At 73.5% G+C, this 19983-nt stretch carries 17 protein-coding genes; 12 read left to right on the plus strand and 5 right to left on the minus strand.

Going from position 1 to position 19983, the window contains the following annotated elements; genetic code table 11:
* Positions 1–135: 135 nt before the first annotated feature.
* The 4 genes from ACIGAN_RS06845 to ACIGAN_RS06860 all read right to left on the minus strand — a co-directional run bounded on the left by ACIGAN_RS06845 (position 136) and on the right by ACIGAN_RS06860 (position 4328).
* Positions 136–1881 carry a hydroxysqualene dehydroxylase gene (locus ACIGAN_RS06845; RefSeq protein WP_399855582.1) on the minus strand — a complete coding sequence of 582 codons (1746 nt, stop codon included), beginning with the start codon at positions 1879–1881 and terminating at the stop codon, positions 136–138.
* A gap of 344 nt (positions 1882–2225) precedes the next feature.
* Positions 2226–2606 (minus strand): hypothetical protein, encoded by a 381-nt coding sequence (locus ACIGAN_RS06850; RefSeq protein WP_365095343.1) that lies wholly within the window; start codon positions 2604–2606, stop codon positions 2226–2228.
* A gap of 25 nt (positions 2607–2631) precedes the next feature.
* The gene (gene lysA, locus ACIGAN_RS06855; protein WP_399855585.1) at positions 2632–3966 is read right to left on the minus strand and encodes a diaminopimelate decarboxylase; all 1335 of its coding nucleotides are present in this window, start codon (positions 3964–3966) and stop codon (positions 2632–2634) included.
* Positions 3967–3980: 14 nt separating this feature from the next.
* On the minus strand, positions 3981–4328 hold the full coding sequence (locus ACIGAN_RS06860) for an SAV_915 family protein (RefSeq protein WP_399855588.1): 348 nt from the start codon (positions 4326–4328) through the stop codon (positions 3981–3983).
* 448 nt (positions 4329–4776) lie between these two features.
* Here ACIGAN_RS06860 and ACIGAN_RS06865 point away from each other — a divergent pair, with 448 nt between their 5' ends.
* The 10 genes from ACIGAN_RS06865 to ACIGAN_RS06910 all read left to right on the plus strand — a co-directional run bounded on the left by ACIGAN_RS06865 (position 4777) and on the right by ACIGAN_RS06910 (position 16231).
* Positions 4777–5721 (plus strand): SDR family oxidoreductase, encoded by a 945-nt coding sequence (locus ACIGAN_RS06865; RefSeq protein ID WP_399855591.1) that lies wholly within the window; start codon positions 4777–4779, stop codon positions 5719–5721.
* A gap of 47 nt (positions 5722–5768) precedes the next feature.
* Complete coding sequence (locus ACIGAN_RS06870; protein ID WP_399855594.1) at positions 5769–5897, plus strand: hypothetical protein; 129 nt, start codon at positions 5769–5771, stop codon at positions 5895–5897.
* A gap of 271 nt (positions 5898–6168) precedes the next feature.
* Positions 6169–7530 (plus strand): bifunctional o-acetylhomoserine/o-acetylserine sulfhydrylase, encoded by a 1362-nt coding sequence (locus tag ACIGAN_RS06875; RefSeq protein WP_399855597.1) that lies wholly within the window; start codon positions 6169–6171, stop codon positions 7528–7530.
* Positions 7531–7535: 5 nt separating this feature from the next.
* Positions 7536–8672, plus strand: a complete 1137-nt coding sequence (locus ACIGAN_RS06880; protein WP_399855600.1) for a homoserine O-acetyltransferase MetX — start codon at positions 7536–7538, stop codon at positions 8670–8672.
* 60 nt (positions 8673–8732) lie between these two features.
* Entirely contained in the window at positions 8733–9563 is an 831-nt protein-coding gene (locus tag ACIGAN_RS06885) for a DUF1684 domain-containing protein (protein ID WP_399855603.1), read from the plus strand.
* Positions 9564–9862: 299 nt separating this feature from the next.
* A complete protein-coding gene (locus ACIGAN_RS06890; RefSeq protein ID WP_399855606.1) occupies positions 9863–10972 on the plus strand; it encodes a glycoside hydrolase family 43 protein in 1110 nt (369 codons plus the stop codon).
* An 81-nt stretch (positions 10973–11053) separates the two neighbouring features.
* The gene (locus ACIGAN_RS06895) at positions 11054–11734 is read left to right on the plus strand and encodes a class I SAM-dependent methyltransferase (protein ID WP_399855608.1); all 681 of its coding nucleotides are present in this window, start codon (positions 11054–11056) and stop codon (positions 11732–11734) included.
* A 345-nt stretch (positions 11735–12079) separates the two neighbouring features.
* A complete protein-coding gene (locus tag ACIGAN_RS06900) occupies positions 12080–12700 on the plus strand; it encodes an SRPBCC family protein (protein ID WP_365743913.1) in 621 nt (206 codons plus the stop codon).
* Between the two features lie 36 nt (positions 12701–12736).
* Complete coding sequence (locus tag ACIGAN_RS06905) at positions 12737–15049, plus strand: FdhF/YdeP family oxidoreductase (RefSeq protein ID WP_399855610.1); 2313 nt, start codon at positions 12737–12739, stop codon at positions 15047–15049.
* 183 nt (positions 15050–15232) lie between these two features.
* Positions 15233–16231, plus strand: a complete 999-nt coding sequence (locus ACIGAN_RS06910) for an aldo/keto reductase family protein (protein ID WP_365743909.1) — start codon at positions 15233–15235, stop codon at positions 16229–16231.
* 27 nt (positions 16232–16258) lie between these two features.
* Here ACIGAN_RS06910 and ACIGAN_RS06915 read toward each other — a convergent pair whose 3' ends face one another.
* A complete protein-coding gene (locus ACIGAN_RS06915; RefSeq protein WP_399855613.1) occupies positions 16259–17497 on the minus strand; it encodes a mannose-binding protein in 1239 nt (412 codons plus the stop codon).
* Between the two features lie 472 nt (positions 17498–17969).
* On the opposite strand from ACIGAN_RS06915, the gene ACIGAN_RS06920 reads away from it, so the two are divergent.
* Both ACIGAN_RS06920 and ACIGAN_RS06925 read left to right on the plus strand, forming a co-directional pair.
* Positions 17970–18665: a type VII secretion system-associated protein gene (locus ACIGAN_RS06920; RefSeq protein ID WP_399856215.1), complete on the plus strand. Its 696-nt coding sequence runs from the start codon at positions 17970–17972 to the stop codon at positions 18663–18665.
* The gene (locus tag ACIGAN_RS06925; protein ID WP_399855616.1) at positions 18662–19930 is read left to right on the plus strand and encodes a ricin-type beta-trefoil lectin domain protein; all 1269 of its coding nucleotides are present in this window, start codon (positions 18662–18664) and stop codon (positions 19928–19930) included. Before ACIGAN_RS06920 ends, ACIGAN_RS06925 begins: the two co-directional genes overlap by 4 nt.
* Positions 19931–19983 lie beyond the last annotated feature (53 nt).

The following is a 19983-nucleotide window of genomic DNA, read 5'->3' on the forward strand; positions in this document are numbered from 1 at the left end:
GCGCCGTCGGGCGCGGTGAGTCGGGCGTCCGGCCGGCCGAGGCCCGTCGGGGCAGGGAACCCATGGGGTCGCCCTGTCCCGGCGGGCCTTCCGCGCTCCTGGTGTGGACACCCCGGCAGCGCGGCCGGCGGACGGTCAGCCCAGGTCCAGGGCGTTGGGCAGGCCCCAGCGGTGGCGGGTCCGGTCGTGGCGCTTGAGGGTCTCGAACTCCGGCGCGCGGTACAGGGGGGTGATCGTGCAGTGCGGCGCGTTCGAACCGGCGCTGTCCAGCAGCGCGTTGACCGCCGCTCGTGCGGAGGCGTTGGCGCCCTCCATGGTCGCCAGGTCGATGTCGACGGCGACGTAGTCACCCGCGAGGAAGAAGTTGGGGATCCTCGTCCGGGCCGTCGGGCGGTGGTGGAAGGTGCCCACGGGGTGGATCAGCAGCTCGTCCTCGTTGACCGGGTGCGGGGTGCCGATGCCGTCGACGCCGGGATCGAGGAACCACGAGTGCAGCGCACTGTCCTTCAGCACCACCCTTCCCGTGTCGTTGAGCGCCGCTTTCAGCTGCGCCCAGACCTCCTTGGCGACCTCCGTTCGGGTGCACTGCTTGGCCGTCCTGCCGTACAGGATCCCGGGTCTGTCCCATTCGGAGATGTCGACGGAGAGACAGTCGACGGCGGCGCCGTCGCCGTAGTCGGCCGGGAAGTCCCGTTCCGGCCAGTGCCCGGCCTGCTGGATGGCCGTCAGCGCCCAGGGCGAGTCCACGCAGTTGAGGTGCCCGTCGAGCAGGGGGGCGGATTCGGTGAGGTAGAACTGGATGCCGGTCATCCAGTCCGTTGCCAGCTTGTCGCACCGCGCGAGCTGGGGGTCGGCGGCACGCAGTTCCGGGCCCCAGGTGCGGCGGGCGTGCTCCACGGGCATCGCGCAGACGTAGTGGTCGGCGGTCACGGTCCGCGTCCGGCCGGCCGGGTCCGTGATCAGCGCTCCGGTGACCCTGCCCCCGCCGTACAGCACCTCCCGGACGGTCGAGCCGACCTCGAACTCGACGCCGAGGGAGGTCAGATGGGCGACCCACGGGTCGATCCACGCCTCGTTCGTCGGCGCGTTGAGGATGCGGTCGAGCGGGCCGTCCGCGCCCCGGCCCAGCCCGTTGAAGACGAATGCCTCCAGCAAAGTGGCGACCGTGCGCGTGCTGGCCTCCTCCGCCTTGGTGGCGACGATGTTGCGGGTGACGCCGACGGCCAGGATGCGCTGGTAGTCACGGCTCATCCGCTCGGCCCTGATGTAGTCCCACCAGGGTGTGTTCTCCCAGACCTCGTCACGTCTCTCGTCGCAGCTGGTGAGGAAGACCAGGACGCGGTTGACGAAGTACGCCGCCTCGTGCGGGGGGATCGCGCGCACGGTCTCCAGGACGGCGGTCAGGGCGCGGCGGACGTCGTCCGGCGTGAGGTCGGGCGGCTGGTGGCCCGGCCAGGGAAGCGGCAGTCGCAGGTCCTCACGGCCGGTGCGGGCGAAGGACATCTCGGACGGGGCGACGAGGTTGTCCCAGACACCGTTGGGGTTGCCCGGGAATGGGATGCGCCGCATCGTGTCGGGCAGGTTGTGGTAGATGCCGGGGATGAAGCGGAAGCCGTGCTCGGCGGGTAACTCCCGCCGCCCGCCGCGCGCGCTGCCCGGCACGCCCATGCTGCGTGCCTTGCCGCCCAGTGCCCGGCGTTCATGGACGGTGACGCGGAAGCCGCGCTCGGCGAGTTCGTGCGCGGCGGTGAGCCCGGCCACTCCGCCGCCGAGCACGGCCACCGAGGCGGGGACGCGTGCCCGCGGGGCCCGGGTCGCGGCCTGCGCGGCCGGGGTGGTGCCCAGCACGGCAGTCCCGCCCGCCGCGGCGGTCCCGGTCATGAACGTGCGTCGTGAGGTACCCGAAGAACCGACCATCCGCTCCCCCTCTTACCGAAGGTAACCAGCGTGTCGCCGCAGGAGCATACGGAGAACCCTGGGGGCCCGGAAGTGACGCGAGGACGCATTCCCGGGATGGCCGGAATGCACGTGCCACCCGAGCGGGTCCTGCGCGCCGGGCGGCACGCGGGCGCGGGGGCTCTCCGCGCGAACCCGGCACAGGGCGGCGGGCAGGGCGGGCCGCAGCCGGACGGCGTCCCTTCTATCGGTCGCACGTGGGGACCGGCAGACACGGCATGCGGGCCGGAGGCATCCACCGCCCGCCCGCTCCTCTCCCCGGCCGGGCCTCAGAAGGTCTTGCGCAGCCTTTCCTTCCAGCTCGGCGCGGGAGGGGGAGGCTCCTCGCTCTCCTGCTGCCTGTGCATCAGCCGGGCGACGCTCACTCGGACATGCGCTTCCCGGCCGCGCTGCCGGACGGTCACCAACCATGCGCCGTCGGGGGTGAGATAGGCCTCCCTGGCCGGCTGATCGCCAGGTCTGGCGTGCCTGGCGATCACGGCCGGCACGTGCCGCAGAGCGAGCCGCTCCGCTTCCGCGGCCGCCTCCTCCGCGGTCGAGCCGATGCCCCTGGTGGCCACCAACTTCCAGCGGTGCAGCCTCAGTTCCGCACCGTCGGCGTACCTGGTCTCCCGTGTGTCCTCTTCCACGAGGACGTACCACCTGGTCATGGCAGGAGCTTAGGACCGCGGGCCGCTACAGGCCCACATCCCTGCTGCGGACATCCTCCAGGGACTCGCGGCGGACCAGGAGGCGGGCCAGCCCGTCGCGTACGGCGACGACCGGCGGGCGGCCGACCAGGTTGTAACCGGAGGCCATCGACAGGTGGTAGGCGCCGGCCGCCGGGACGGCGAGCAGGTCGCCGGGACGCACGTCACCGGGGAGTTCCGCGTCGGTGGCCAGGACGTCGCCGGCCTCGCAGTGCCGGCCGACCACGGTCATCCGGGCCGGGCGCCCCGTGCCGCGGCGGCCGACGAGGCGCGGTGCGTAGCGCACGCCGTACAGGGCGGGGCGCGGGTTGTCGCTCATGCCGCCGTCCACGGCCACGAACACGGTGCGGCCGGTGTGTTTCACGGCCAGGACGCGGTAGACGGCGACTCCCGCCGGTCCGGCGATCGCCCGCCCGGGCTCGATGACGAGGCGGGGCACCGGGATGCCGGCCCGGCCGCACGCCTCGGCCAGCTCCGTGCGGACCCGGCGCGCCAGGTCCGTCACATCCAGGGCCGGGTCGCCGGGACGGTAGGCGATGCCGTGTCCGCCGCCGAGGTCGAGTTCGGGCAGGACCAGGCCGTGCTGTGCGTGGAGGCGGCTCATCAGGCCGACCATGCGGCGGACGGCGACGACATACGGCCGCACGCTCGTGATCTGCGAGCCCACATGGCAGTGCAGGCCGGTGAGCCGGAGCTGCGGTTGGCCGAGGATGCGGGCGATGGCGTGCGCCGCGTGGCCGTCGGTGAGGGACAGGCCGAACTTCTGGTCGTCGGTGCCGGTGCGTATCTTCTCGTGCCCGCCCGCGTTGATGCCGGGCACGACGCGGACCATCACCTTCTGACGTCCTTGCGGGCCGACGGCGGCGGCGAGCCGGGCGATCTCGCCGGGGCTGTCGATGACGATGCGTCCGACGCCCAGACGCAGCGCGGTGTCCAGGTCGCGCGGGGACTTGGCGTTGCCGTGCAGCACGATCCGCTCGGGCGGGAAGCCGGTGGTGACGGCCAGTTCCAGTTCGCCGGCGGAGCAGACGTCCAGGCCGAGGCCCTCCTCGGCCGTCCAGTGGGCCATGGCCCGGCACAGGAACGCCTTGGCCGCGTAGAGGATGTCGGCGTCGGGGAAGGCGTCGCGGTAGGTACGGCAGCGGGCGCGGGCCTCGGCTTCGTCCAGGACGTAGACCGGTGTGCCGAACCGGTCGGCGATCTCGGCGAGCGGGACGCCGCCCACGGCGAGATCGCCGCGCACGGGCTCGGTGGTGGAGGCGGGCCACACCGGCGCTCCGGCCGGTGCGGACGTGGTGGTGGGTTCGTGGACTGTGGTCACGGTCGCGGCCCCTCTCAGGCTCGGGTGGTCAGCAGCGCGACGGTGGATGCCGCCGCGGGGGTGGTGAGCGGCGCGGGAGCCGGGGCGGTGAACAGCGGGTCCACCGTGACGGTGGTGATGCCGAGCGGGGCGGTCAGTGCCCGCAGGGCCGGCTCGGCGAGCCGGATCCACCGCTGCTGCGGGCCGAGGGTGTCGGTCAGCCTGCGTGCGCTGGTGAAGCCGACGGCGGTACGGGCGCCGAGGGGCGTGCGGAACAGCCGGGCCACGTATCCGGAAGGTCCCGGCCGGACGGGCACATACAGCGGTCCGGCCGGGAGCCGTTCCGGAGGTTCGGACTCGTCACCGTCGAGAAGTACTGCCATGGAGGGCTCCAGCCGTCGGGAGGTGGGGTGCGAGCGTGTTGCGGGGAGGCCCGGGACGCGGGGAGGCGAACCCGGGCTCGCCGGTGACGTTAGGCCCGGTGCGCGGCGCCGCGGGATGCCTCTGACGGAACACTGACGGCGCTCCCCGCCGCTTTGACGGCATGCTGACGCGCCGGCGGAGGCAGGCCTCGGCGCGAGCCGCCCTCGGATCGCGCGGGAACCCGCCCGGGGGACCGGCTTGTCCGGGCCCTCGCCCGTCCGCTTCCCCGGCCCCGCCCGTCCCCCGCAGGCTCACTCGGGCGCGGCGAGGCCCTGCGGCGACCGTGGGGCGGGGGGCGATGACGCCGAATGCGCGATACGTCTCGAACGCATCCCATCGGCCGGGTATCACGGAAGGAATGCGAAGGCGCCGTCGGCGGAACGGCGCGGTGACGGGAGCGAGGGACGTATGCGTGGGATCTCCGGGCCGGGTCGGCTCCGTGAGGCGGCCGGTTCCCCGCTGGCGGGACGGGTCGCGGTGGTGACGGGGGCCGCCCGCGGTGTGGGGGCGGCTCTCGCCCGGCGCCTGTCGGACGCCGGGATGCTGGTGGCGCTGACGGGGCGCGAGGAGGCCACGCTGCGCCGGGCCGCCGCGTCGCTGCCGGGCCGGAGCGTGTGCGTCGAGACCGACGTCACCGACCAGGACGCACTCGCTCGAGCCGCCCGCGAGATCGAAGAGACGCTGGGCCCGGCGAGCGTGGTCGTGGCCAATGCCGGGATCGCCACCGGCGGGCCCTTCGTCCACACACCGGCCGACCTGTGGCAGCGGGTCGTCGACGTCAATCTCACCGGCTCCGCCAACACGGCCCGGGCCTTCCTGCCCCACCTCATGGACACGCGGGGCTACTTCCTCCAGATCGCCTCCACCGCCGCCTTCGGCTCGTCGCCGATGATGAGCGCGTACTGCGCTTCCAAGGCCGGAGCGGAGTCGTTCGCCCTGGCCCTGCGCGGCGAGGTGGAACCGGACGGGGTCGGCGTCGGCATCGCCTACCTGCACTGGACCGGAACCGACATGATCACCGGCATCGACGACCACCCCGTCCTCAAGGCCCTGCGCAGCAATCAGCCCCGCTTCGCCAGGAAGGTGCACAGCACCGAAGAGGTCTCCGCATGGCTGACCTCCGGCATCACACGCCGTGCCCGTCATGTCTACGCGCCCCCGTGGCTGCGCTGGTGCCAGCCGCTGCGGCCCGCCTTTCCCGCCCTCGTCTCCCGCCTCGCCCGCCGGGAACTGCGCAGGCAGCCACCGAGCCGGCTCGCGGCGGACACCGGGGTCCTGGGCGCGGGCGGCAGGGCCGACTTCGACGCCTACCAGGCGGCCACCCGCCCGCACCCGCCCGAGCAGCGTCCCTGACCGGCCGGCGAGCCGGCATCCGCGGGACGGGCCGTCGGCACCGCTCTGTGCAGACCGTGCAGGGCGAGGAGGTCGAGGAGGTCGAGGAGTTCGAGGAGTTCGAGGAGGTCGTGCAGGTCGTGCAGGTCGAGGAGGTCGCGGAGGCGCACGCCGCCGCACCCGCCCGGTGGAGGTGAAATCTGCCGGATCATCTGGTGCGCCGCGGCCCGCATGTGGTTACCTGGCTCCATGACCGTGCTCGTGACCCGCCGCCACGTCGATTACGTGCGTGTCACCACCACGGGTTGTATCGCCGCGAGCTGACGCCTCGCTCCGGCCTCTGAGCAGTTCCTTTCCCGTTTTCCCGCCGCATCCGCGCTGATCGTCGCCCCCGTTCCGGGGTGCCCTCGCGGCTGTGCGGTCCCTTCGCGCCTGCGCGCCTTCCCCTCCGCACAAGGGAGCACCACCATGAGCCAGCCCCTCGACTCCGTCACCGCCGGCCACACCCCGGATGACGAGCCGGCCGGGCCCGACACCTCGGGCTGGTCCTTCGAGACCAAGCAGATCCACGCCGGTGCCGCGCCCGACCCCACGACCGGAGCCCGCGCGACGCCGATCTACCAGACGACGTCGTTCGTGTTCCGGGACACCCAGCACGCCGCCGACCTGTTCGCGCTCGCCGAACCCGGCAACATCTACACCCGCATCCACAACCCCACCCAGGACGTCTTCGAACAGCGGGTCGCCGCCCTGGAGGGCGGGGTCGCGGCCGTGGCGCTGTCCTCCGGGCAGGCCGCGGAGACGCTGGCGATCCTCACCCTGGCGAGCGCGGGCGACCACCTGATCTCCAGCACCTCGCTGTACGGCGGCACCTACAACCTGTTCCGGCACACGCTGCCGAAGCTGGGCGTCGAGGTGTCCTTCGTGGAGGACCCGGACGACGCCGAGGCCTGGCGGGCGGCGATCCGGCCGAACACCAAGGCGCTGTTCGCGGAGGCCCTCGGCAATCCGCGCGGTGACGTCCTGGACGTGCGCGCGGTCGCGGACGTCGCCCACGAGGCGGGCGTACCGCTGATCGTGGACAACACCGTCCCCACCCCCTACCTGCTGCGGCCGCTGGAGCACGGCGCGGACATCGTCGTGCACTCGGCCACCAAGTTCCTGGGCGGGCACGGCACGGCCATCGCGGGCGTCGTGGTCGACGGCGGCACGTTCGACTTCGGGGCGCACGCCGACCGGTTCCCCGACTTCACCGAGCCCGACCCCAGCTACCACGGGCTGCGGTACTGGCCCGCGCTCGGCCCCGGCGCCTTCGCCGTCAAACTGCGGGTGCAGCTGCTGCGTGACCTCGGTCCCGCGCTCTCCCCGCACTCCGCGTTCCTGCTCCTGCAAGGGATCGAGACGCTCAGCCTGCGCATCGAGCGGCACTCGGCGAACGCGCTGGCGCTCGCCGAGTGGCTGGAGCAGCGCGACGAGGTCGCCGTCGTGCACTACCCGGGGCTCGCGTCCAGCCGGTGGTACGAGGCCGGTCGGAAGTACCTGCCGCGGGGCGCGGGAGCGATCGTCTCGTTCGAGCTGCGGGACGGCACGGAGGCGGGGAAGCGGTTCGTGGACGCCGTCGAGCTGTTCAGCCACCTGGCCAACATCGGCGACGTGCGCAGCCTCATCATCCACCCCGCGTCCACCACCCACAGTCAGCTGGACGCCGAGCAGCTGGCCGCCACCGGGGCCTCTCCCGGTCTGGTGCGCCTGTCGGTCGGCATCGAGAACCTCGCCGACCTCAAGGCCGACCTGGAGGCCGGGTTCCGGGCGGCGAAGGGCGCGTCCTGAACACCGTGCTGACGCCGTCCCAGGTTCCCCTTCCGCCGGCCTCCGGGGCCTGGCGGGAGGGGGACCCGCCCGGGCGCCGCCAGTGGTACCGGCGCGAGGAGCCGCTGGCTCTGGAGGCGGGTGGCGAACTGCCGGGTGTGCGGCTCGCGTTCGAGACCTGGGGCCGGCTCGCGCCGGACCGGTCCAACGCGATCCTGGTGCTGCACGCCCTCACCGGTGACAGCCATGTGGCGGGCCCGGCAGAAGCCGGTCATCCCACGCCGGGCTGGTGGGACGGCCTCGTCGGGCCGGGCAGGGCGCTCGACACGGACCGCTGGTTCGTCGTGGCCCCGAACGTGCTGGGGGGCTGCCAGGGCAGCACCGGTCCTGCCTCGCCCGGGCCCACCGGCCGGCGGTGGGGCGGCAGTTTCCCGTTCCTGACGCAGCGGGACCAGGTGGCGGCCGAGGCCGGTCTTGCCGACGCCCTGGGCATCGACCGGTGGGCGCTGGTGGTGGGCGGTTCGATGGGCGGGATGCGGGCGCTGGAATGGGCCGTGTCCCGTCCCGATCGCACCGGCGCGCTGCTGGTGCTCGCCACGGCGGCCGCGGCCGGTGCCGAACAGATCGCCTGGGCCGACGTCCAGGTGCGGGCGATCCGTGCCGACCCGAACTGGCGCGGCGGCCACTACCACGACACCGGGCGGGGCCCGCACGAAGGGCTCGGCCTGGCCCGGCGGATCGCCCATGTCACCTACCGCAGCGAGCCGGAACTGCAGCTTCGCTTCGGCCGCTCGCCCCAGGGCGAGGAGGATCCGTGGAGCGGCGGCCGGTACCAGGTCCAGTCCTACCTCGACCATCACGCGGCCAAGCTGGTGCACCGCTTCGACGCGGCCAGCTATGTCGTGCTGTCCGAGGCCATGAACAGCCATGACGTCGGTCGGGGGCGCGGGGGCGTGCGGGCCGCGCTCAGCCGGATCACGGCCCGGACCCTGGTCGCCGGGGTCGACTCGGACCGCCTCTACCCACCGTCCCAGCAGGCCGAGTTGGCGGCCGGTATCGGCACGGCCGATCACCTGCGGCTGATCGAGTCCCCGCACGGCCACGACGGCTTCCTCATCGAGGAGGAACAGGTCGCCGCGCTCGTACGTGAACTCCTGCCCTGACAACGGCAGTTCCGTCCCACCCTCATGAACCATCCGCACCCCGACCCCGCAGGAGCGAACATGACCGTCCAGGACTCCCCCACCGACGCCGCCGCCTTCGCAGCCGACTGGGAGGCATGGCACCAGCGGAAGGACGCCGCGCTCGCCCAGGAGCACGGGTTCCTCGCCGTCACCGGCCAGTACTGGCCGGAGGCCGAACCCGAGCGCTTCCCCGGGGCCCCCGGCGCCTGGTCGGCAGGCCCCGGGGGCGTCACCGTCGAGCTGGACGACGACGAGGAACTCGTCGTCGACGGGACCGCGGTGCGCGGCCGGCACACGTTCGGGGACATCCCGGAACGCGGCGGCGTCGGAGCCGCCTGGGGAGACGCGGTGATCGAGGTGGCCAAGCGGGGCGGCCGGTACGTCGTCCGCCCGCGGCACCCGCAGCACCCGCTGCGCACCGCGTTCACCGGGACGCCCGCGTACGCGCCGGACCGGCGCTGGGTGGTCACCGGCACGTACACGCCGTTCGCCGAGCCCCGGCCGACCACCGTCGGGGCCGCCGTGGAGGGACTGCAGCACGTCTACGACGCGCCCGGCAGGATCCGCTTCGCCTTCGACGGTCAGGCGCTGGAGCTGACCGCCTTCCCGGGAAGCACCCCCGGCAGCCTGCAGGTGCTGTTCGCCGACGCGACCTCCGGCGTGACGACGTACCCGGCCGGCCGTGTCCTGCACGTCGACGCCCCCGGGCCGGACGGGACCGTGGTGGTGGACTTCAACCGGGCCACCAACCTGCCGTGCGCCTACACCGACTTCGCCACCTGCCCGCTGCCGCCGGCCGAGAACCGGCTGAAGGTCGCGATCGAGGCCGGTGACAAGATCCCCCACGAGCGCGGCCCGGCCACCCGGTGAGCGCACGGCCACCCGGTGGGGGTCCGGCCACCTGGTGAGGGCCCGGCCACCCGATGAGGGCCCGGCCACCGGCGCGGCCGTGGATCGTCGCCGCTCCGTCGTCGATCGTCGCCGCTCCGCCGGAGGTCGTCGCCCGCTTCGCCGGAGGTCGTCGCCCGCTTCGCCGGAGGTCGTCGCCGGTACCGCCGTACATCGTCGCCCGTGCCGGGCACGGGGGCAGCGCGGTGTATTGACGCTCGTGCGCGGGGCGGGGACCATCTGAGAGCGCTCTCTGACGTGAGCATGATTAGGAGGCCCGGATGTCCCCCTCCCGCCGATGGCTTGCGGCCCTTGTCCCGTTCAGCCTTGTCGCGGCGCTCGCCGTCGGGGAGGTCGCGGCGCCCGCGGGCCACGCCCACGCGGCCGTCACGGGCACGGACGACACGTTCTCCGTGCGCGGCCGTACCACGCTCGGCGGCGCCGACCCGAGCGTCATCAAGGTCGGCGAGCTGTACGTGGCGGCCAAGTCCGTGGACGGCGGCATCGCGGTGCGCACGGCGACGACGCTGGAGGGCATCGCGGCCGCTCCCAAGCGCCAGGTCTGGAACGACACCGGCGGACTCGGCGAGGTCTGGGCTCCGGAGATCGTGCACCACGACGGCCAGTACCGCATCTACTTCGCCGCCGGAACGGGCGCCGCCCACCGGATGTACCACATCAGCTCCTCCCGCCCGGACACCGGCTACTCCCCCGCCACCAAGGTCGCCCTGCCCGACGACAAGTGGGCGATCGACGGGGTGCCGTTCACCTTCGGCGGTCAGCGCTGGTTCGTGTGGTCCGGCTGGGCCGGGGACACCAACGTCGAACAGAACCTGTACATCGCGCGGATGAGCAGCCCGACCGCGGCCACGGGCGGCCGCCACATCATCTCCCAGCCGCGCGAACCCTGGGAGCGCGTGGTCGGCAACCCCTTCATCAACGAGGCACCGCAGCCGGTCGTCGACCCGGACGGCCGCCTGCACATCGCCTACTCCGCCAACGGCAGCTGGAGCAGCGACTACTGCATCGCCGACCTGCGGCTGCGGGCCGGCGGCGACCCCACGTACGTGTGGGACTGGTACAAGAGCAACGGCTGCCTGTTCGGCTCGCGCGCCTCGACGATGATGGAGGGGTGGCACCCCACCCTGTACGTCGACGGACCCGGGCACCACACCTTCGTCCTGCCACGGGGTGACGTCGCCGCCGGCCCGCCCGCGGGCCCCCGCTTCCCGACCATGTTCCACGCGGTCCAGAAGGGGACGCCGTACTCCTGGGCCAACCGCTACTGGTACACCGGGACGGCCGTCTGGTGGGGCGGCACGACCTACCGGCGGGCCAACGTGCCCGGATCCCCCACCGACGTGGGCTTCGGCCTGAAGTTCTTCGAGTGACCGCGCGGCCGGTCCCGGCGCGGTTTGCCGGACCGGCAAGAGAACTGGGCAGGCCCGGGCGCGGTGGGCGACGGTGGACGCGTGACCGACGACATCGCAGCGGGAAAGCCCGCGTCCGACCTGCCCTCGCCCCCCGACGGATACGTCGGAGACCCCGCCGTACGCGCCGAGTGGGACGACCGCTACGCCGACCGGCAGCAGCTGTGGAGCGGCCGGCCCAACGGCGCGCTCGTGGCCGAGGTCGCCGACCTCGTACCCGGACGCGTGCTCGACGTCGGCTGCGGTGAGGGCGCTGACGCCATCTGGCTCGCCCGCGCCGGCTGGGACGTGACCGCGCTGGACGTCTCGGGCGTGGCGCTGGAACGTGCGGCCGGGCACGCGCAGGACGCCGGCGTCACGATCCGCTGGGTCCACGCCGCACTGACCGTGGCACCGCTCCCGCAGGGCTCCTTCGACCTGGTGTCCGCGCAGTACCCGGCCCTGCTGCGCACCCCCGACGCCGCGGCCGAGCGGGCGCTGCTCTCCGCCGTCGCGCCCGGTGGCGTGCTGCTGTTCGTGCACCACGCGGGCGTGGACACCAAGCAGGCGCAGGAGAGCGGGTTCGACCCGGCCGACTACGTGTGGCCCTCGACGGTCGTCGACCTGCTCGACGACGACTGGGAGGTGGAGGTGGACGAGCAGCGGCCGCGGGTGATCCCCGAAGGCGGCGCCGGCGCACACCACACCGACGACCTGGTGCTGCGGGTGCGCAGGCTGCGCTGAGGTCCGGACCGGGTGGCCGCCGGACCCCGGTGGATCACGGGAGTGGCGGGCGGACGGGCCGTGGCCGAAGCTGGAGACCGCCGGCTCCCGCGGCCCCGGCCGCACCGCGCCGGCCCGCGGACCGGCCGGTGGACGCGGCCGCGGCGGCCGGCCCGGCCGCCGCGGGAAGGCACCGTCCCCCTGGCAAGGGACCGTCCCCCTCCCTTCGGCGGCCTGCCCGACCAGATGGACGCACCCGGGGGGACTCGAAGGACGCGATGAGGGAACCGGAAAGAGCAGCCCTGACGCACGAGGGGAGGCCCGGGTGCCCGCACGCCCGGCTCCCTCACCGGAGGAGAGACCGCGATGGCGCACGCAGACGACGCCCAGCAGGCCCTGCCGAACACGCCGGGGACGCACACCGGCGGTGACGGCGTCACGCGCCGCCGTCCGCTGCGCGAGCGGCACGTCGAGGAGACGGTCGCGGTCGCGGTGCCGGTGCGCACGGCGTACAACCAGTGGACGCAGTTCAAGACCTTCCCGCGCTTCTCGGCCGTGGTGCGCGACGTCGAGCAGATCAGGCCCACCGTGACCGCCTGGAGCATCGGCTACGGACCGCTGCGCCACCGTTTCGCCGTCGAGATCGTGGAGCAGGACCCCGACGCCTACCTGGCCTGGCGCGGTCTGGAGCAGCACCCCTCGCACCAGGGCGAGGTCGAGTTCAGGCCGACGGGCTCCGGCGGCACCGCGATCACCGTCCGGATGCTCCTGGAGCCGCGGGGAGCCGCGCGCATCCTCACCCGCTCGTCGGGGGCCACGCGGCTCACGGCCCGGCTCGTGCGCGGTGAGCTGCTGAATTTCAAGCACTTCATCGAGGGCATGGGGCAGGAAGGCGGGGCCTGGCGCGGCACCATCCGCAACGGACGCGTGCAGCACGACCAGCCGGAACCGCCCCGGAGCCGCGTGGCCCAGTGGCCCGTCGGCTGAACGGTGTGCCGGACACGGCGAGAGAAAGGCGAACCGATGCAGAACCCGCCCGGCGAGGAGCCGGAGTCCGAACTCTCCGTCACGCCGCCGAAGAAGTGGGCGGCCGGCGTCCCCGCGGTCGTGCACGCCCTGGAGTACTCCCTGGAGCAGACCTCTCCCCGCAAGACCGGGGTGGACCTGCTCGCCATGAACCAGGTGGGCGGGATCGACTGCCCCGGCTGCGCGTGGGCCGACCCGGCCCCGGGCCGGCGCCACCGCAACGAGTACTGCGAGAACGGCGCCAAGCACATCAACGACGAGGCCACCACGCGCCGGATCACCGCCGACTTCTTCCGTGAGCACAGCGTCGCCGACCTCGCGGCCCGCTCCGACAAGTGGCTCAACCAGCAGGGCCGGCTCACCGAGCCGATGATCAAGCGGCCCGGCTCCGACCACTACGAGCCGATCGGCTGGAACGACGCCCTGGGCGTGCTCGCGCGCGAACTGCGGGGGCTGGACTCCCCCGACGAGGCCGTCTTCTACACTTCGGGCCGCGCCAGCAACGAGGCCGCCTTCGTGCTGCAGTTGTTCGCCCGCGCCTTCGGCACCAACAACCTGCCCGACTGCAGCAACATGTGCCACGAGTCCAGCGGCTCCGCCCTGAGCGAGACCCTGGGCACGGGCAAGGGCACCGTCAGCCTCGACGACCTGCACCACGCCGACCTGATCTTCCTGGTGGGGCAGAACCCGGGCAGCAACCACCCGCGTCAGCTCACCGCCCTGGAGGAGGCCAAGCGCAACGGTGCCCGGATCGTGGCGGTCAACCCGCTGCCCGAGGCCGGACTGCGGCGTTTCAAGAACCCGCAGAAGCCGCGCGGGATCGTCGGACGCGGCACCCAGATCGCCGACCGCTTCCTGCACATCAAGCCGGGCGGCGACCTCGCCCTGTTCCAGGCCCTCAACCTGCTGCTGCTGGAGGCCGAGGACGCCCGGCCCGGCGCCGTGCTCGACCACGACTTCATCACCGCCCACACCAGCGGCTTCGAGGAGTTCGCCCGGCACGCCCGCACGATCGACTGGGACGACGTGCGCACGGCGACCGGACTGACCCGCGAGGAGATCGAGCAGGTCCGCGACGAGGTCCTGGACAGCGAACGCGTCATCGTCTGCTGGGCGATGGGCATCACCCAGCACAAGCACGGCGTGCCCACCGTCCGGGAGATCGTTAACTTCCTGCTGCTGCGCGGCAATCTGGGGCGTGCCGGTACCGGCGCCTGCCCGGTGCGCGGCCACAGCAACGTGCAGGGCGACCGCACCATGGGCATCTGGGAGCAGATGCCGGACACCTTCCTCGACGCGCTGCAGCGGGAGTTCGGCTTCGACCCGCCCCGCCCGCACGGCCTGGACTCGGTGAACGCGATCAAGGCGATGCTGGAGGGGCGCGTCAAGGTCTTCCTCGCCCTGGCCGGCAACTTCGTCCGCGCGGCTCCCGACAGCGCGGTCACCGAGGAGGCGATGCGCTCGTGCCGGGTGACCGCCCACATCTCGACCAAGCTCAACCGCTCGCACACCGTGTGCGGCGAGACCGCGCTGATCCTGCCGACCCTGGGGCGCACCGAGCGCGACGTCCAGGCGGACGGGGAGCAGTTCGTCACCGTCGAGAACTCCATGAGCGAGGTGCACACCTCCCAGGGCCGCCTCGAACCGGCCTCCCGGCTGCTGCTCAGCGAGGTCTCCATCCTGTGCCGGCTGGCCCGCCTCACCCTGGACGGCGAGCCGGACATCCCGTGGGACACGTTCGAGGGCGACTACGGCACCATCCGCGACCGCATCTCCCGTATCGTGCCGGGCTTCCACGACTTCAACGCCCGGGTCACCCGTCCCGGGGGCTTCCAGCTGCCCAACCCGGTCAACGAGGGCGTGTTCCCCAACAAGGTCGGCAAGGCCCTGTTCACCTGCAACGAGCCCGTGGTGCCCCGCGCGCCCGAGGGGCATCTGCTGCTGCAGACGATGCGGTCCCACGACCAGTGGAACACCGTCCCCTACACCGACAACGACCGCTACCGCGGCATCCACGGCAGCCGCCGCGTCGTCCTCGTCAACCCGGCCGACCTCACCGAACTCGGTCTCGCCCAGGGCGATCTCGTCGACCTGGTGAGCGTGTGGGCGGACGGCAGCGAGCGGCGGGCGGAAAACTTCAGGATCGTCCCCTACCCGGCCGCCAAGGGCTCGGCCGCCGCCTACTATCCGGAGACGAACGTCCTCGTGCCCCTGGACAGCGTCGCCGACATCAGCAACCAGCCGACGTCCAAGGGCATCGTCGTCCGTCTGGAACCGGCCCACGACCGGACCCGGCCCACACTCGCCTGACCGTCCACGCGCACCCCGCGGGGCCCGCCACGCCGGCGGGCCTCCCGGGGTGCCCGTCCGCTCCTCACCCGGCGGCACTCGGGCCGGACGTGTCGCGTTCACCGTTTCGGCCCGGAGCCGGTGGCGCGGCGGCGGTGACGGGGTAGGCGCCGTCCGTACGCCCCACGGAAGCGAGGAGCACCCATGCGGTACCGCACACTCGGCAACTCGGACCTTCAGGTCTCGGAGATCTCCCTCGGGTCATGGCTGACCTACTCCGGCGGCATCGAGGCCGACGCCACCCGTGCCTGCACCGAAGCGGCCTTCGACGCGGGCATCAACTTCTTCGACACCGCCAACGTCTACGGCCGCGGAGCCGCCGAGACCGCCTGGGGCGAGATCCTGTCGTCCCACCCGCGTGACTCCTACATCCTGGCCACCAAGGTCTACTTCCCCATGTCCGACGACCCGGCCGACCAGGGCCTGTCACCGCAGCAGATCGCCCGGCAGATCGACGCCTCCCTCAGCCGCCTGCGGACCGACTACGTCGACCTCTACCAGGCGCACCGGTTCGATCCCACCGTGCCCGTCGAGGACACCGTCGAGGCGTTCCGGAAGGTCGTCGAGCAGGGCAAGGCCCGCTACATCGGCTTCAGCGAGTGGACACCCGAACAGATCCGGACGGCCGTCGAGATCGGCGGTCCCGACCTGTTCGTCTCCTCCCAGCCGCAGTACTCCATGCTCTGGCAGGCCCCCGAGGCCGAGGTCTTCGGGCTGTGCGCGGCGAACGGCATCTCACAGATCGTCTGGTCGCCGCTCGCCCAGGGCGTGCTCACCGGGAAGTACAAGCCCGGGCAGCCCGTGCCGGAGGGCAGCCGCTTCGCCTCCACGGACATGGCGGTGTCCAAGGACCTGGTGTACAACGACGCCGCCCTGGAGGCGGTGCAGCGGCTGGTGCCGATCGCCGAGGAGGCCGGTCTGAGCCTGCCCACGCTGGCCCTCGCCTGGGTCCTGCGCCGCGACGAGGTCGCCTCCGCCATCACCGGCGCCTCCCGCCCCGAGCAGGTCCACGCCAACGCCGCCGCCTCCGGTGTGCGGCTCTCCGACGACGTGCTCGCGGCCGTCGACCGGGCGCTCGGCGACGTCCCCGTCACCGAGCCGACCCTCGCGCCGGCGGCCCGGCCGGGCGTCAAGCGCCGCTGAGGGCGCAGGCGTCGGCGAAATCCGCCGTCAGGTCGACCAGACGACCTGGCCGTTGTGCACGATGACGACCTTGGCGTCGGCGCGCAGGACGAGTTGCGCGCCGTCGTGGCCGTGACTCTTGGAAGCCCATATGGGGCGGTCGGCGGCGTTGTGGATGACCAGGTTGCCGTCGCCCTGGAAGATCGCCCGGTGGTTCTGGCCGAAGGTCATGGACGCCCAGATGGGCTTGCCCTTCTCGTTGTAGACGACGAGGTTGCCGTCCGTCTGCATGACCATGCGGATGCGGTTGGTGGTCCAGGCCTGGTTGACCTCCAGCACGCTGACCGCCGAGACCGTCTCGGTGCTCCAGTTCGGACGCGGGGTCTGTTTCGGTTTGGGCTTGGGCTTGGGCTTGGGTGTGGCGGTCTTCGAGGGGGAGCTGCTCGGCTGTGGCGCGGGCGCCACGGGCGGGGGCGCGGCGGCGACCGGCGCGGCGCTCTTGCTCGGCTTCTTCCGGCTCGGGGACGCGCTGGGCTTCTCGGCCACGTAGTCGTCCAGGGCGGCGGGGGCCGACTCCTGCCTGAGCACGGTGTCCGCGTCCTCGGCCGCCACGGTGCGGGAGGGGCCGCGGCCGTCATCGTCGTTCCCTCCGCCGGCGAGCAGCAGCGGTACGGCGACCAGGACGGCGCCCATCACCGCGGCTCCGGCCAGGACCGGCTTGCGGGGCCGCCCCGTGTCCACGCCGGTCACGGACGTGACGCCCGGAGGGGCCGTGACAGCGGCCGCCGCCACGGCGATCCGCGCGGCGGGGACGTCTGCCGCGGGAGACGCGTGCGAGGCGGACGACGCGTCGGGGGCGGTGGACGCCCCGGGCGCGGTCGAGGTGTCCGGCGCGGTCGACGTCCGGGCCGCTGAGGCAGGCCGCGGCGCAGAGGACGTGTCCGGCGCCGTGGACGTCCGGGCCGCCGAGGCAGGCTGCGGCGCGGTGGACGTTTCGGGGGTGGCAGACGGTTCGTCGGCCGCGGGTGCGTTCGCCGCGCTGCCGGGCTCGGCCGCGGGTGCGGCCCGCTTGCCGGCCGGTGCGGCAGCCGGGTCCGTGCCGTCCGCGTCCGCTGCGGAGGAAGCCGGTTCGCCGGCCGCGGCGGCATCCGGCGCCTCCGCCCCGGCGGCCGGGCCCGTTTGCGCCCCGCCCGGCGCGGAGCGTCCCGGCGGGGTACCGGCCTCCTCGACGCCGGAGTCGGCGGCCTTCTCCGCTTTCGCGCCGGGGGTGTGGTGCTGGGGGGACATGCGGCTTACTCCTCCTCGGTGGCGGAGCTCTCGGTGGTGGACGGGGAACCGCGCGGCGGTGTGTCGTCCCGGTCATGCGCCCGGCACGCCCGGCACGGCGGCCGGGAGCCCGTCCGGCGCCCTGCGGATCGCCCGCTCCCCCGAACGGCTCCGGCCTGGCCGTCCGGCCGGACGGCACGCACTGTACGTCGACGAGATCGACGACAAGGCCAACTTAGCCCGTATCCCGGACGACGACCGCGCTGCCCTCTCGCCCGCCCCCGTCGTTATGACCCCCGTCGCCTCGCTGGTCCCGGAACGTTCCCCACCCGGGCGGCAAACGGGCAGGCCGGCGGCCCAAACGGAGCCAACCCGGGCGTCCACGGGCCGAGTTCGTGTGGCATCCTGTTGGCCCCCGGCGGATCGGCGTCGGCATGCAGACAATGCCGTTCGGCACCCCGAGTAGGCGTAGGGACCCGAGAGTTCAGTGGAGATGCGGCCCCAGGAACGGCGTGCGGTCAGCCCAGGCGACCCGCCCGAAGCCGCCGACACCCCCGGCATACCCGACGCCGTGCGCGCCGCCGCACGGCAGGCACCGGGCCACTGGATCGGTGTGGTGGACCCGGAGTGGACCGGGGAACGGACACCGCCGGACTGGGCGGTCGTCGGGGAATGGCAGTCGGACGAGAGCGGCGAGGTCACGGAGTTCCGGGCGAACCCGGCCTACCGTCCCTCGGCGCGCACGCTCGGCTGGCCCGAGCCCACCGATCCGGTGGACGCGGCGGCGCAGCGTGCCGCCACCGGTTACGGCACGGTGGACGAGGCCCTCGCGGTGCTGGCCGAGGCGGAGGTCGGTGTGGTGCGCGGCCCGGACGGCCGACCGCTCGTCGCCGCCGGACGGGACGGGGCTCCCGTGGTGCTGTTGTTCACCTCGCCGGTCCACGCGTTCATGTCCCCGGCACTTCATCATGACACCGTGGGGGTGCGGGAGTTGGTCCGCTCGCTCGGCGGGCCCGGCACCCTGCTCATGGTCAACGCCGCAGCCGCGGCTCCCCTGCTCGTCCCGGCGGACGACCTGCCCGGCGCCGTCCCGGCGGAGCCGGCCGCCTCCGCGGCCGCGTCCCCTGTCGCGCCCCGGAACGATGCCGTGCCCGAACCCCGGCCCCCCACCACAGGGAGTACCCCGTGACGCGACCCGCCCAGCAGCCCGCAGCCCCGGGGGCGGGTACGGAGTCCGGCGCCGAGGGCGGGGCGACGCCCGGAGCGAAGACCGGCGTCGCCTCCCCCTCCCCCACATCCGCAGCCGGCTCGTCCGGCGGGCCCGGCTCTCCCGACGAGTCCGCGCGACCGTCGGCCACGGGCGAGGCGGAGACCGGAGCCCCGGCCACGGTGGTCGTCCCCGCCGCCGGGCCCGCCGGAGCGACCGACGACACGCATACGTCTCCGGCTGCTCCTGGCGGAGCCGCCGCCTCGACGGCCGCGAACTCCGAGACCGGCGCTTCCGCCGCCTCCCGCTCCGCCGCGGAGGCCGATCCCGATGTCGCCCCGGAGGCCGATCCCGGCGCCGCCGCGGCCGCCAAGAGCCGGCTGCCCGCGCTCGTACGGACCATGACCGCGACCGCCATCGACCGGCCTCGGCAGCAGGCCGCCCCGGTCGGCCGGCCCGGCAAGGCGGTTCTGGCCGGGGCGGCCGTCGCGGGCGCGCTGCTGGTGTCGGTGCCGTTCCTGGTGCTCGGGGGCAACGACGGCGAGGCCCGCAAGGCGTCGGCGGGCGCCGGAACCGTGCTCGGCGACAACGGCCAGGAGGCGCCGGGACGGTTCGTGGTCGCCTCGCCGGACAACAGCCCCTCGGCGGACGTGCGCAAGAGCACCGGCAAGCCCCGGACGGCCTCACCGGACACCCCGGCCCCCTCCGCGAGCCGAGACCAGAAGGACGAGGGGCCGAAGGAGGACGCCGCCGCGAAGGAGCAGCCGAAGAATCCGGCACGGGAACGGCAGAGCGCGCGGGGCGGCGGCACGTCCGGTGCGAGCAAGGACCGCCCGGCCGCTGCCGGTTCGGGGGTGACGTTCAGCTCCCCGGTGTCCCTGCACAGCCATCTCTCGGGCCGCTGCGTCGACGTCCCGGACGGCGACTTCAGCGACGGCAAGCAGCTGTGGGTGTGGGACTGCAACGACAGCCCGGTCCAGAAGTGGCAGTTCGCCTCGGACGGCACCATGCGCATCGGAGGCAAGTGCCTGGACGTGGCGAACGCGAACTTCGGTGACGGCACCCCGATCCAGCTCGCCTGGTGCAACGGCAACGCCGCGCAGAAGTTCACGCTGAACGGCAGCCACGACCTGGTCAACACCGTGGTGGGCAAGTGCGTCGACATCAAGGACAACAACCGGGGCAACGGGGCCGTGCTGCAGCTGTGGACGTGCGCCGGCACCGACAACCAGAAGTGGAGCGTCTGACCGCGCTTCCGCGCAGCCGGGGGCACCCCTCCTGGCGACCGCCCGGGCCAGGG

Source organism: Streptomyces sp. NPDC085931, assembly GCF_044540565.1.
Classification (GTDB): Bacteria; Actinomycetota; Actinomycetes; order Streptomycetales; family Streptomycetaceae; genus Streptomyces.